The organism is Paenibacillus sp. 22594 (genome assembly GCF_052044425.1).
Classification (GTDB): domain Bacteria; phylum Bacillota; class Bacilli; order Paenibacillales; family Paenibacillaceae; genus Paenibacillus_AQ.
Genome location: NZ_JBQENA010000001.1, coordinates 872896 through 886968, shown reverse-complemented (window position 1 = coordinate 886968; position 14073 = coordinate 872896). Strand labels below are relative to the sequence as shown.

At 52.7% G+C, this 14073-nt stretch carries 15 protein-coding genes; all 15 read left to right on the top strand.

Features of this window, described 5'->3' with window-relative positions:
• Entirely contained in the window at positions 1-573 is a 573-nt protein-coding gene (locus tag ACTJKB_RS04095; protein WP_440831948.1) for a DUF4255 domain-containing protein, read from the top strand.
• Between the two features lie 276 nt (positions 574-849).
• A complete protein-coding gene (locus ACTJKB_RS04090; RefSeq protein WP_440831946.1) occupies positions 850-2388 on the top strand; it encodes a phage tail sheath family protein in 1539 nt (512 codons plus the stop codon).
• Between the two features lie 23 nt (positions 2389-2411).
• The gene (locus ACTJKB_RS04085) at positions 2412-2855 is read left to right on the top strand and encodes a phage tail protein (protein ID WP_074087859.1); all 444 of its coding nucleotides are present in this window, start codon (positions 2412-2414) and stop codon (positions 2853-2855) included.
• A 142-nt stretch (positions 2856-2997) separates the two neighbouring features.
• Complete coding sequence (locus ACTJKB_RS04080) at positions 2998-3366, top strand: hypothetical protein (RefSeq protein ID WP_074087861.1); 369 nt, start codon at positions 2998-3000, stop codon at positions 3364-3366.
• Positions 3363-3548: a DUF6760 family protein gene (locus ACTJKB_RS04075; RefSeq protein ID WP_074087862.1), complete on the top strand. Its 186-nt coding sequence runs from the start codon at positions 3363-3365 to the stop codon at positions 3546-3548. The genes ACTJKB_RS04080 and ACTJKB_RS04075 overlap by 4 nt, the downstream gene beginning before the upstream one ends.
• Before the next feature lie 9 nt (positions 3549-3557).
• Positions 3558-4034: a phage tail protein gene (locus ACTJKB_RS04070; RefSeq protein ID WP_440831944.1), complete on the top strand. Its 477-nt coding sequence runs from the start codon at positions 3558-3560 to the stop codon at positions 4032-4034.
• Positions 4035-5591 carry a hypothetical protein gene (locus ACTJKB_RS04065; protein ID WP_440831942.1) on the top strand — a complete coding sequence of 519 codons (1557 nt, stop codon included), beginning with the start codon at positions 4035-4037 and terminating at the stop codon, positions 5589-5591. It begins immediately after the preceding gene.
• Positions 5591-6202: a CIS tube protein gene (locus ACTJKB_RS04060; protein ID WP_074087865.1), complete on the top strand. Its 612-nt coding sequence runs from the start codon at positions 5591-5593 to the stop codon at positions 6200-6202. Before ACTJKB_RS04065 ends, ACTJKB_RS04060 begins: the two co-directional genes overlap by 1 nt.
• Before the next feature lie 12 nt (positions 6203-6214).
• Positions 6215-7258: a phage late control D family protein gene (locus ACTJKB_RS04055; protein ID WP_440831941.1), complete on the top strand. Its 1044-nt coding sequence runs from the start codon at positions 6215-6217 to the stop codon at positions 7256-7258.
• Positions 7255-7977, top strand: coding sequence for a phage baseplate assembly protein V (locus ACTJKB_RS04050; RefSeq protein WP_440831940.1), 723 nt, complete (start codon positions 7255-7257; stop codon positions 7975-7977). The genes ACTJKB_RS04055 and ACTJKB_RS04050 overlap by 4 nt, the downstream gene beginning before the upstream one ends.
• Positions 7978-7992: 15 nt before the next feature.
• Complete coding sequence (locus tag ACTJKB_RS04045) at positions 7993-8388, top strand: PAAR domain-containing protein (protein ID WP_440831939.1); 396 nt, start codon at positions 7993-7995, stop codon at positions 8386-8388.
• 3 nt (positions 8389-8391) lie between these two features.
• Positions 8392-8787 carry a GPW/gp25 family protein gene (locus tag ACTJKB_RS04040; protein WP_440831937.1) on the top strand — a complete coding sequence of 132 codons (396 nt, stop codon included), beginning with the start codon at positions 8392-8394 and terminating at the stop codon, positions 8785-8787.
• Positions 8787-12425, top strand: a complete 3639-nt coding sequence (locus tag ACTJKB_RS04035; RefSeq protein ID WP_440831935.1) for a putative baseplate assembly protein — start codon at positions 8787-8789, stop codon at positions 12423-12425. Before ACTJKB_RS04040 ends, ACTJKB_RS04035 begins: the two co-directional genes overlap by 1 nt.
• A 26-nt stretch (positions 12426-12451) precedes the next feature.
• Positions 12452-13324: a hypothetical protein gene (locus ACTJKB_RS04030; RefSeq protein ID WP_440831933.1), complete on the top strand. Its 873-nt coding sequence runs from the start codon at positions 12452-12454 to the stop codon at positions 13322-13324.
• The gene (locus ACTJKB_RS04025) at positions 13321-14070 is read left to right on the top strand and encodes a phage tail protein (protein ID WP_440831931.1); all 750 of its coding nucleotides are present in this window, start codon (positions 13321-13323) and stop codon (positions 14068-14070) included. Before ACTJKB_RS04030 ends, ACTJKB_RS04025 begins: the two co-directional genes overlap by 4 nt.
• The last annotated feature ends 3 nt before the right edge of the window (positions 14071-14073 follow it).

Here is a 14073-nt window from a genome sequence, read left to right as displayed (position 1 = left end):
ATGGCTGTGGATACCGGTACAGTAATTAGAGATGTCAGCACCAGCCTGAAAGCACTGCTCAAGGCACATGTGCCTGAGCTGAACGATGACAGCTTCATCAGTTTTGGCTCCCCAAGCGACATCGACAGCTCCACAATGAAGCTCTCGATGTGCCTGTATTATTTGAGCCACAGTCCGAGCATGCGCAACAGTGAGAAGGAAGAGATCAGCGGCACGAACCAGTTCAATTATCCGCCCGCTTACCTCGATTTGTATTATCTGCTCACCCCGTATGCCAAGGATAGAGAAACGGAGCAGCTCATACTGGGCAGGATTTTTCAGCTGTTTCATGAGCACCCGGTGCTCAGCGGCACAGACCTCAGGGGAAACCTCGCCGCATGCGGCAATGACAAGATCCGGATTTCGTACAACAATCTGACGATTCAGGATATCAAGCAGCTGTGGGAGGTTTTTCCCGGCAAGCCTGCCAAGGTAAGCCTGTCTTATCTGGTATCTCCGGTAAAGCTGCCTGCGGATAGGTCGATTACGATTCCTCGGGTACAGGTAAAGGATCTGGGCATTCACCCCATTTAAATAGACAGGTCCAGGCTTCTTCTTTGAAAGGAGTGATTCATGGAGGGAACCCGTTGCAAGTCAACCGGAAAAGCGGATTTTCCGCAAAATCCAGCACATGCTCAACAGGAGCATAGGCTAACAAAACTTAGGCGTATGCTTTCGAAGCGAGTTTTGTACGTAGCTCAGTCATTGGAGTATAGGCTAACAAAACTTAAGTTTATGCTTTCGAAGCGAGTTTTGTACGTAGCTCAGTCATTGGAGCATAGGCTAACAAAACTTTTAGGAGGGTAAGAGATGGCAAATTATTTATCGCCAGGTGTGTATGTAGAGGAAGTCTCAAGCGGTGTCAAACCGATTGCCGGCGTAGGCACATCTGTAGGGGCTTTTGTAGGGATTTCAGAGAAGGGCGTGATCGGCAAAGCAGTGCTGGTTACGAACTGGAGCCAATTCGTCAACGAATTCGGCCAATTTATTCCGAATGGCTATCTGGCTTATGCCGTGTATAACTTTTTCGCTGAAGGCGGCACCTCCTGCTATGTGGTAAGAGCAGCGCCTACAGATATTCAGCCTGCCTCCCTTGCGATCAGAGACACCGATAACCTGGATCTGTTCAAGGTAGTTGCACGCTCGGAAGGGGTATGGGGCAACCGGATTTCGGTCAAGGTCAGCCAGTCCTCCAATAAGCAGCAATTCGGTTTCAAAATGGTGGTGCAATATTTGGAAGACAGTGAATTTAATGATGAATACAACGGGGAAGATGAAGCCGGCAAAATCGTTGAAATCTTCGACAATATGCTGCTGATCAATTTTGTGGAAAAGGTAAACGAGGTTTCTGCTTTTGTGAAAGTGAAGCCGCTGGTCGATCTGACCATCCTGGAGAACATGGAGAAAACCCCGGCCTTTAATGAAACGGCCTTGTCGCTCAGCGGCGGTGTGAACGGGATGTCTCCGATTGATTTCCTGGGGGATTCGGTTAGCCGGGCCGGGATTCACGCCTTTGACACCATTGACGGCATCAATATTGTGGCTGCTCCAGACCTTGCGGATATGGCCTACAGCCGGGGCACGATCCTGGACATGCTCAATTATTGCAAGCTGCGAAAAGACTGCATCTTCATTGTTGACCCTCCACATGGGCTGACCCCGATGCAGGTCAAGGATTTCAAGGAAGGTGCAGGCAACTATTCAGGTAATTCGTTCAACACCTCCTATGGGGCCCTGTATTATCCTTGGGTCTACATTAACGATCCGCTCACAGGCAAGCAAAAGCTCGTACCGCCGTCAGGCGCGATTGCCGGAACCTATGCTTATGTGGATTCTGTTCGCGGTGTTCATAAAGCACCAGCCGGAACTACAGATGGTTATCTGGATACGGTTGTGGGCATTGAGAAGATCATCACCAAAGCGGAGCAGGAGCTGCTCAACCCGGAAGGCATCAACGTGATCCGTTCCCTGCCGGAAGGCATTTGTGTATGGGGGGCCAGAACCCTGTCCTCCGATTCCGAATGGAATTACGTCAACGTCCGGCGGCTGATGATGTACATTGAGGAATCGCTTGACGAGGGCAGCCAATGGGTGGTGTTTGAACCCAATGATCCAAGCCTCTGGGGTAAGGTGAAACGCAACCTGACAGCCTTCCTGACCCGGGTCTGGAGAGACGGCGCTTTGTACGGAACTACGCAGGAAGAGGCTTTTTTCGTCAAAGTGGACGAGGAGAATAATCCTCCGGCTGTTCGGGATGCAGGTCAGCTAATTATCGAGGTCGGTGTGGCACCGGTCAAACCTGCTGAATTCGTAGTCATTCGGGTCAGCCAGAAAACCCTATCCAAATAAGAGATTGAGAGGAGATTTATCCTATGGCAACCGGCAAAAGAATGGACCCCTACCGCAATTACCGCTTCCGCGTCGTGATTGATGGTATTCAAACTGCAGCATTCGCTGATGCAACAATTCCAGATACCTCTACTGAGGCTGTGGATTACCGCGAGGGCATTGATGCTCCGCATGCACGCAAGCTTTCAGGGCTGACCAAATTCGGCAACATTACCTTGAAAAAAGGTCTGACCGACTCCCTGGAGCTCTACAACTGGCGCAAGTCGATTGAAGACAAGGGTGCCCTGAAGAACCGCAAGAGCTTGTCGATCATTCTGGTGGATGAAGAAGGCAATGACAAGGCGCAGTGGGATATCCTCGAAGCCTGGCCGATCAAGTATGATGTCAGTGCACTCAGCGCCAAAGGGAACGAAGTCTCCGTTGAATCCATGGAGCTGGTTCATGAAGGTGTACGCAGAGTGAAATAGCTTTTTGCTTTTTCCCCATCGTCACAAGGAATTTGATACGATACGCCAAAACATGAGATGGACGGTATAGGGATCAAATTCACAGCCTGAGGATGCGGGCGAAGTGAAGGAAACTAGAATTTTCTGAAGTGAGGGATAACACTTGGAACTTTTGCAAACCGAATTCAGCTTCACATTGCCTAAGGGCTACGTGGATGAGGCAGGCACTCTCCATAAGCAGGGAACGATGCGCCTGGCCACCGCAGCAGATGAAATCACGCCGCTCCGGGATTCCCGGGTCCAGTCGAACCCCGCGTATTTGACGGTCATCCTGCTCTCCAGAGTGGTAACCAGCCTGGGCGGGCTTGGCATGATCACACCGCGAGTGATTGAAGAATTGTATACTTCGGATTTTGCCTATCTGCAGGATATGTATAACCGGATTAACCAGAACGGCACCAATACCGTACATGCCAAATGCCCCAAATGCGAGCAGCCGTTTGAGATTGAACTGGAACCGCCGGGGGAATAATCGGCTACCCCCTTGACCGCCTCTATGAGGAGGTAGCCTTTCTAACCTACTATCTGCATTGGGACTATCCAGCCGTGCTGAACCTCGAACACGCTGAACGGGACCGCTGGTGCAGGGAAGTCAGCAAAATCAACCAAAAGCTGGGTGGCGGGGAAGAGAAGAAGAACTTCTTTGAGGCTTAGGAGGATAACATGAAGGCGAATATTTTGAATATCGGTGCAAAAAGCAATTGGGTACCCGGCTATCGGGAGGATCCCTATCTTGCCTATAACTTCATCGTGGAGATTGACGGGATATCCGTCGCCGGTTTCTCCGATGTCTCAGGTCTCAGTATTGAGACACAGGTGGAACGGAAGAACTTCGGAGGCGAGAACCACAAGGAATTTGTCTTCCTCGGCCAGACGAAATATTCCGACCTGACACTGAAAAATGGGGTCACGAACGACGAATTTCTGTGGAACTGGTATCAGAAAGTGATCAATGGAGTTGTGAAACGCCGCAACGGGTCTATTTGCCTGCTGGATCATTCCGGCACACCAAAGGTGTGGTGGAACTTCATCGAAGCCTGTCCCATCAAGTGGGAAGGACCGGCATTCAGCGCCAGCAGCAGTGCAGTGGCTGTGGAAAGTCTGGTGCTGACCCATAACGGGCTGTACAGGTACCGGTAAATGAATACAGCAACAGCTGATCAGAAAAGGCAGGATTTCGTCCAGTCCATTCTGGGGAAGTATGGCATCACCAGATGGCGGAGCCGGTTTCAGAATCTGATCCTGCGGCAATTCCCTTTGCTGTTCACAGAGCCTGAGGCGGAGAAATCCGTAGGCGCAGTTGTTCATCAGGTGAACCTGATTCAGCAAACGCATATCCATCAGTCGATCATCCATCCGCTGACACAGGTCATGCTGCAGCAGCAATCTCCAAATCGAAAGCTGCAGATCAGCACAGGCAGCGGTGGAGCTGTAAAGGGCAGTCTTGATTCCTATCCGGGAAACCAGGGTAGTGAACAGAATGCGCTTCATGGAGAGACCGGCAATCTGGACCTCATCCCTGTCTTACAGGAGAGAGGCAGAAAGCAACAAAGCAAGAGTGAAATTCCTGTAACAAGGGGATATCGAACTCACAGGCTAGCTAAAAGTGAACCGGAACCTATAAGCCCGCAAGATGCACGGGCTCAGAAGAGAACAGCTGAAACAAGGCAATTATACCTGTTAGAAGTGCCGGGGGCCTCAACAGTCGGAACTGAACAGAAAGAGCAGCACCAGAGGGACGGGATGGTGCCGCATGCCCGGAAATCCCGGCAGCATGAAGTCCTCAAGGACGATATCCCGCAGCCATTGCGGGCCGTCCATCAACAGTTGAATACGCTGCGGACCCACGCTGTATTCCAAGCTGTTGACGCCTTGAACACTCAGCGTCATGGGTCGCTGAAACGGGATCAGGCGGATAATCGGGACGCGCAGCCGGGGCAACCTCCTGCACTGGTGCTAAAGGATAGCATAGAGGTTGTCTCCAGCTCTGGCGGGACCGCTGCGAATGCACAGCATCACTCTTCTCCATGGATCTTCATGCCAAGTCAGGATTTCCTCCCTTCCACAAGCCCCGGTCTTCATCTGAGCTTAGGCCCGGGGGTTGCGGCAGTGCTGGAGAAGATGGAGAGCAGACAGGTTCCCCGGAGTCCGCTGCCACAGGAGTCTGCTTCACGTCTCAACATGCTGCAGCCCCTGGCCGTCCAGCCCATACTGCTTCTTGCCGCTCCATCAGAACCCCAAGGTAGAGTTCTGCAGCAGGTTTCAACCCTGCTCGGCAGCACTGCACGCCGGGCGAATGCTAGAGCCTTTCCAGCAGAAGATCCGATACCCGGCTTAATTCATGCGGCTCAGGAGCCCGGAGCGTCTTCCGCACAGCGGAAGAGCGGACGCGGGAACTGGTCAAACATTGCTGCTCCGTTGCAAGAGGAGATGCACCCGCCCGCAGGCCGATATTCCAGCCTGATTCTGCGGAAGCAGGAAGCACCTAAGGCTGCAGGGAAGGTGACGGTCCAGCAGCTGCAGGAGGCGATGCCTCAGGAGCAGGCCGCCCAGCAGATTAAGGCTCAGCCATCCCCCAGAGCGGCAGCCCCTGCTGCAAAGATGGACACTGCGGAACTGAATCAGCTGGCTGAACGGGTCTATCAGGTGCTGGAGAAGAAAATGGCGATCCGCAAGGATCGGAGGGGGCTTAGATAATGGCGGAAAAAGCGAAGATTATCCCCCTGGATATGGGCGGCGGAGCCATTGAGGTGATGTTCAACCCCAATGAGTACACCGTTTCCTTCGAAGGAAAATATACCGGGGAGAAGAACAACAAGCAATTTCAAATCACGGAAACACCAGAATTCAAGGTTTCTTTATTCTATGACACATATGAAAAACGCACGGATGTACGCAAGAAAACCAGGCTGCTGACCTCGCTGCTTGATCCCAAGGTCAGCGGGAAAAGCACGAAAAAGCCTCCGGTCTGCATGTTCGTCTGGGGTGGTTTCACCTACCGGGGCCTCCTCAGCAAAATTGAGCAGAAGTTCACGATGTTCATGGAGAACGGCACACCGGTCCGCTCTCTGCTTGATGTTACCTTCATCACGGACGAGCCGGACAAAACCGTGGAGGACAGCCAGGGCCTGAATGCCTGCCGTAAGCTATGGGTGGTTAAAAGCGGTGACCGGCTGGACCTGATCGCGAATGAGGCGCTGAAGGAGCCGCTGGCATGGCGCAGGATTGCCGAGCTGAACCGGATTGTGAATCCTGTCGGTTTTCCTGGAAAAAACGATATCGGGAGGACCTTGGTCATCCCGGATTAAGGCGGGGGTTACATGGGTACCAGTGTAGCGAATTATAAGATTGAGCTGAATGGAAGCAAGCTGTCCGCAGAGCTTACAGCCGCGGTCGAGGGAGTTACGCTGGAGGATGAGATCAATCTGCCGGCTTTATTTTCCATTCAGATGAATATGGTCAATTCTGGCAGCGGGATGTGGAGGGGAACCGATCTGAAGAGCATCAAGCCGGGGGACAAAGTGAAGCTGTCGCTTGGTCTCGACAAGCCCCAGCCGCTGATCAGCGGGGAGGTTACGTCGCTGGATCTGAATTTCTCGGAGCACTCTGTACTGGAGATTCGCGGATATGACCTGCTGCACAGGCTGCGGATGGGGACGAGAAGCAAAGTGTTTGCAAAGAAAAAGCTTAGTGATATCGCCTCGGAAATCGCTAAGGAGCATGGCCTCACCCCAGTCGTTGATGATACGGGAACCGTCTATCCCTACCTGTTCCAGAACAATCAGAGCAACTACGAGTTTCTGCTGGAGCGGGCGGCCATGCTGGATTATGAGCTCTATGTTGACGACAAAAAGCTGTATTTTGTCAAGTCGCGGTCTGTAAAAGCTCCGGGGCTCCCCGAGATGACCTTCAAGAAGGATTTTGAACGGCTGAACCTGGAGCTTCGGGCACTTACGCGGGGGAGTAAGGTGAAGGTCAAGGGCTGGGACGTGAAGGAGAAAAAAGAGCTGGAAGCTGAAGCGAAAACCGGAGACGAGACGACCAAGATGGGCGGTACCGAATCTGGTTTCTCATTAAGCGCCAAAGCCATCCAGGAATCACCCATCTCCATCATGGCGGAAAATTTGCTCGATATGAGCGAGGCCAAAACACTGGCTTCTGCTGCCTACAACAGCCGTCTGCGCGATTTCATCGCCGGGGAGGGGATGTGCTGGGGAAACCCGCTGCTCCGGGCCGGCCAGACGGTGAAGCTGATGGGCATGGGCGACCGCTTCAGCGGTATTTACTATATTGTCTCTACGGTTCACAAGATTGACAGCAAGGGGTATACAACGACTTTTAAGGTGAAGAGGACTGGCCTATGAATGAGGGACCCGGAATTACCAGTTTTGTCGATAGCATCATCAGCGAAGGACGGCTCTTCGGGGTAATGGTGGGGATTGTGATCAACAATGATTCCACGAACCATGCGGATAAACCGGGACCTGGACGGGTGAAGGTGAAGATCCCGCTGATGGGCATGCCGGAATCCAACTGGGCCCGGATGGCCTCCTGGATGGCCGGGAAGGAACGGGGGGCTTTTTGCCTGCCTGAGGTGGACGATGAGGTGCTGGTGGTTTTTGAGAACGGGGATGTTAACCGCCCTTATGTGATCGGGTCTCTGTGGAACGGGAAGGATACTCCGCCGGAGACCAACAAGGACGGCAAGAATAATATCCGTATGTTCAAGTCACGCAGCGGACATATCCTCCAGTTTGCTGATACCGAGGGGAAAGAGAACATTATGCTCACTTCCGCCAAAGGTCATGTCATCAAGTTGGATGACAAAAGCGGCGCAGAGCAAATCCAGATCATGGATAAATCAGGGAAAAACAAAATCGTTTTTGACACCAAAGCGAATAAGATATCGGTCCTGTCGGGACAGGATATTGAAATTTCCGCCCCGAGCGGCAAACTGTCCCTCTCCGCAAAAACCATTGAAATGAAATCGTCAGCGGACACTAAGATTGAAGCGTCGGCGGGCATGGATGTCAAAGCAGCAGCCAGTATGACGATCAAAGGGGCAACGGTCAACATCAATTAAAAAGGAGGCAAAATGATGGGACAACCTGCTGCGAAAAAAGGCGACCGTATTCTGGCCACCGATACGCATATCGTGATGCTTCCTGCCGGAGCTGCACTTGTTCCGACGCCTCTGCCTCATCCGTTTACGGGGATTCTGGACGGTGCGCTCAGCACGAACGTCAAGATTATGGGCCAGCCGGCAGCTACAGTGGACTCCACGGCAACAAATACACCGGTACATGTTCCGCAGGGAGGCCCGTTTCAAAAACCTCCCAAAAATCAGGGGAAAATTATCGCCGGAAGCGCAACAGTAAAAATCAACGGGAAAATGGCCGCCAGAAACAGTGATCCGGCGCTGACGTGCAATGATCCGGCCGACCTGCCGGTGGGCAAGGTGGTTGCGGCGGGAACGGTCTTAATAGGAGGCTGAGTTATGGAAGTCGTAGATTTTTTGGGACGGGGCTGGAAGTATCCCTTCGCTGTCCAAAGAGGCAGATCTGGCGCATCGGAGGGAGAAGACTCCATCCGGGAATCGGTCATTCTGATCCTTTCCACCGCCCGTGGCGAACGGGTAATGAGACCGGATTTTGGCTGCCGGCTGAACGAGCTGGTATTTGCGCCGAATACGATGAGCACTGCCACATTGTTAAGAAGCTTTATTGAAGAAGCACTGTTGAACTGGGAGCCGCGGATCGAAGTGGATGATATTACAGTCACACCGCGCTCCGACCAGTCTGAGCTGGAAGTGTCTATTGACTATACCATCAGGGCCAGCAACAGCAAATATAATCTCGTCTATCCATTCTTCCTTGAAAGCGTGGGGAAATAATGACAAACATTGTACCTACCATTGACAAGCGGAATCAGGAACAGCTGGTTTCAGAGCTGAGACGCTTAATCTACCAATACTGCAGCAGGGAATGGACAGATTTGACGGAGCTGGAAGCGGACAAGAAGGTGGACGCTCTGGTTCATATCTTTACCAATATGACAGGTAAGGTCATCGACCGGCTGAACAAGGCACCCGAGAAAAATTTCATCTCCTTTCTGAATCTGATCGGCATTCATCCTACTCCGCCGAGAGCAGCCAAAGTACCGCTGCTGTTCAAGCAAAAGCCGGATGCGGACCCTATCAATACGATTCCGGCAGGGACCAAGGTATCGGCACAGCCTGACAATCAGGCGGAGGTTATATATGAAACGGAAAAGGATATGACGGTCATCCAGCCACGGCTGGTGAGAGCCGTTAGCCTTGATCCAGAAGAGGACCAGTGGAGCAATCAGGATTACCTCTTCTCAGAGGAGCCTTCCGGCCAAAACGCCAAATTGTTCAGAGGTGATTCGACGGTAGTCCACAGGCTGTATCTGGGACAATCGGAGCTACTGGGGTTCGGGGAAGAGAGCAGCCGCTTGTCTGTGTACTTCAACAAGCCGGAAGCCGCGTTATCTATGGCTGTGCAGAATCAAGGTGTGACCGAAGGTCTGCTGCTGAATATGGATTGGTTCTGCTTTGATGAAGAGGGCAATACCGTTCAGCTGCATCCGGAGATGTCCGGGACTGCGGAGGATACCGCGTGGAGGGCTGTGTTCCGCTTCAATCATCTGTCCGGGGTTCATGCGAAGACGATAGCCGGCTATGAACAAGCCGAAGTTCGGCGTGAATGGTCCAATAAGTGGATATTTGCCGAACTGAAGACACCTATAACAGCCTCTACCCAGATGCCGGATATCGAGGACATCCGCATGGAGCTGAATGTAGTAAGTCCGCATCCGCTGACTCCGGATTTGACGGTCAACAACGGCAATCTGCTGGATATGGGCAAGGATTATTATCCTTTCGGGGAGAAGCCCAAAGTGAACGACACCTTTTACATCGCTTGCAGGGAAGCTTTCTCCAAAGCAAATGCACAGATTACGCTGGCGATTGAGCTGTCTGATCCGGAAATCAGCAAGCTGCCGGATACTTCATACGTGCGGCTGGGCTGGGAGTACTGGAATGGCAAGGAATGGCTCGTGATCGGCAGCCTGGAAGAGCTTCCGGGTGATGATGCTTCGGCTGAAGTCGGCAACACAGGCAGTGCAGCCAGTCTTACAGCAAGCGGAACCCTGAGATTTCAGTGTCCCGGGATCAAACCGCTGACCCTGAACGGTGAAGAAGGCTACTGGATTCGCGTCCGCATCATCGGCGGCAATTATGGTGAGGAAGCGAAATATGAATACGAAGATGAAGCGGTCAAGCTGGGAGAGGGAAGCATCACCGTAGCCCAGCTGAAGGTTACGCAAGCGACCTATGCGCCACCTTCGATCCGCAAACTGGGTATTGCCTACACCTACACGCTGGAGGCGCATCCGCAAACAGTGCTCACAGAGAATAATTTCAGCTTTGAGGACAAGACAGCCGAATGCCTGAAGGCCGGGGAATTTTTCAAGCCCTTTTATCCTTGTGCCGAGCCTGCACCTACATTCTACCTGGGCTTTGACCGTGACATCAGCAATCTTCCGGTTTCGCTCTTTTTCCCGTTAACCGGCGAACAGCTCGGGCGTCCGGTTGTGGCCTGGGAATACTGGGACGGCAGAAGATGGCTGACCTTAAGTGTCAATGACGAGATCCGGGGCTTTACCCGCAGAGAGATCCTGCAGTTTGCCGTGCCATCGGATATCGAGAAACGCGCGCTGTTTGGAACCGAGCAGTATTGGATTCGCGCCCGGCTGGATGAAGGACGCTTTGAGATCTTTCCCCAGGTAGATGCTATCCCCTCTAATGCGGTGTGGGCCCGCAATTCTTATTCGGTTGCAGGCGAAATTCCGGGATCAAGCAACGGGGAAGAAAACCAGAGCTTTCAGTTGTCGAAGTCACCTGTTCTGCCTGGCCAGAGTCTGCGCGTCCGGGAGGCCTCGGGCCAAGGGGAATGGGTGCTGTGGGAGGAAGTCGACACCTTCTCCTTGTCTACATCGGATGGCAGGCACTATATGCTGGACAGAAGCAGCGGAGCAATTGTTTTCGGTGACGGCAGGAACGGGATGATCCCGCCTACCGGAATCGACAATATCCAGTGCGACTACAAGCATGGAGGGGGGGCTTCCGGCAATGTTGCGGCAGGTGCAATAACGAAGATATGGGACAGCTTCAGCTGGCTGGATTCGGTGACCAATCCAGTGGCGGCGGACGGCGGATTTGACCAGGAGGAGGCGGATCAGGCTGAGATCCGCGGGCCCCATACGCTGAAAAGCTGGGACCGGGGCGTTACCGCAGAGGATATGGAGTGGCTGGTACGCGAGGCCATGCCCCAGATTGCCAAGGTAAAATGTCTCAGCGCCATGAATCGTGACCTGGAGTTCGTTCCCGGCACAGCCACAATCATTGTGGTCCCGGATACAGACGAGCCGAAGCCGGTTCCCAGCCAGGAATTGCTCAGTGAGATTGAAGCCTATCTATGTGACAGAGCTTCGGCGACGCTGGACACGAATGTGCCGGGAATCGCAGTGATTGGCCCGGATTATGTACAAATCGGCGTAGAGGCTGCAGTAGCTTTTACCTCGGTAGAGCAGCGTAAAGTGGCGGAGGGCCGGATCATAGATAACCTGAAGCAGTTTTTTCATCCGCTCTATGGAGGGGACAAGAACAAAGGCTGGGAGCTGGGCCAAAACCTGTATGTTTCCGAGGTCTATGCCGTGATTAAGAATACGCCAGGCGTTGATTATGTTTCCGGTATTGTCATCAAAGCTTCGGTGCAATGCTTCACTGTAAGTCTTGAACCCTTGGAGAACGGACCTTATAAACCTCTTGCCCCTTACCCGAAATACAGCGCGGTCCGGTCTGACGACAATTCCATTCAGTACGCGCTTGCTGAGCGGGTGGAGGCCGGAAGCGGGGTGAAATCGCTGGTGCTTAAGGGCTTCAAGAAGAAAGGGATGATCAGGCTCCGCTACAGAACCTATGAACCGGTACAACTGATCGTTATCTCCATTGACGGTGACATTCTGGAATGCCAGACCCTGGACGGACAACCGCTGGAGCGCAGCTATCCCGAAGGCAGTGACCTCGAATTTGATATCACCGATGATTTGACGGTCCGTACCTATATTCTTAACAGTCTGGATAAGGGTACAACTTCGTTTTTTGTAAAAATCGCCGTGTTTGAGCGGGGGGACATCGTCTTTTTAAGCCGGGCCGATGAGTATGTCAACACTACGCCGCTTAAGATCCGTGGAATCCACTCGGAAAATATCTTCCTTGAGGAAGACGAGCTGATCTATGGAGGGACACACCTGATCAACAAGCCGGAGGAACATCTCTTTTCATATCTTCTGGATAAGAACACGGGCCTATTGCATGATTTGACCGGGACAACGGCAGATTGCAGGCTTGCGGCGATCCTCAAGGAGGACCGGAAGTTTCTGACCGAACGGGTTGATGCTCCGGGATCAGCGGTACATTGCCCTTATTGTTTTCCGGCGGAGCAGTAAATTGACCATAGAAAGGAGGAAGACTTATGCCGCTTCCAGTACCGAGTCTGGATGACCTGGGCTTTGACGAGCTTGTGGCGGATGCCAAAACGCTGATTCCGCTCTACGATCCGGACTGGACGAATTATAACCCCTCGGATCCGGGCATTACGCTGATTGAGCTGTTTGCATGGTTCAGTGAAATGGTTCTCTACCGGATTGACCAGGTGACAGAAGCCAGCCAGCTGCAGTTTCTCAAACTGCTGGGTGTAACCCTGGCTGAGGAAGAGGAGCTGACAAGCGGGATACGGCGCGGGGTGAAGCAATTCTCAGAGTGTTACAGAGCAGTAACTTCGGCGGATTTTCAGCTTTTGGCGGAACAGGGCTTGCTGGAAATCCCAGGCATCCTGGAGACATATCCTGACCTTGCAGTGCGTATCCTCTGTCTGATCAATACCGACATGGAGAACGGCACAGGCGTGAACAAAGAGGCTTTCGGTCATGTCTCTGTGATCTTGGTTCTGCAGACTGCGAATCAGAAGGATCTGCTGAGAGAAATGACGGCAATCAAGCAGAGTGTCAAAGCCTATCTGGATGCCCGCAAGCTGCTGACCACCCGTGTCCATGTGGTAGAGCCTGATTACCGGGATGTTGCGATCGAAATGGTGGTTTCAGCCATGGACAAAAGCATCGGCAGTACGGTTACCGACAGCATTACACGTTTTTTAGATCCGGTAAGCGGAGGAGAGGAAGGCCAGGGATGGCTTCCGGGAAGAAAGCTGTACGCCTCCGATTTGTATCATCTTGTAGAAGGCCTAACCGGAATCAATCATGTGACGAGTGTGACACTGGACGCTCCTGACCTGCTGCCGTATCAATTATTTAAGCTGAAGGACTTGAAGGTTGAGGTGGAATCATGAGCAGTCCGAACGATTACAGTTATGTGCAGTATCTTCCAAGAGTATTCCAGCAGAAAGCAGGGGAAACCGACGAGAAGTTTTTTCTGGGCCGGTTCCTGAAGGCCTTTGAAGCCATGCTCTCTGGTAAAACAGGCGCAGCAGGCCAAGAGTCACTTGGAATTGAAGCGCTGCTGGATAACTTGCATCAGTATTTTGACCCGGGCAGGACACCTTCCCAGTTTCTTCCCTGGCTGGCAGGCTGGGTAGGCTTGGAGCTGGAAGAAGGACTCGAATATGACGGAGAGCAGGATAACCGGGAAAGAACGCTTTCCCCCCGGCAGATTTTGCCGCTTCCAGCCGCCCGCAGTACGGTCAACCGCAATTTGATCGGCAGCATTGTCCAGCTCTACAAAAAACGCGGAACACTGGATGGGCTCGCGAAATACTTGCAGGTGTATGCGGGGGAAGAGGCTGCCATTCACATCAGTGATTTCGAAGAGCCTGTCCGCTGCGGCCAGTCGCTACGTGTGGGAATCAATACGATGGTGGGAGCGGCGGAGCCGAGCTATTTTTCTGTCCATGTCATCCTTCCCGCATACAGCCGGAGCCTTCTGCAGAACAAAGTGCAAATCCTGCAGGAGGTCATCCGGAAGGAAAAACCTTTTCACACCAATTCCAGCCTGAATATTGAAGTTCCGCACATGTGCCTGGGGGTATATGGACGCGTAGGAATGGAGACCTTGCTCGGGGGTATGACAGAGAATTAGAGA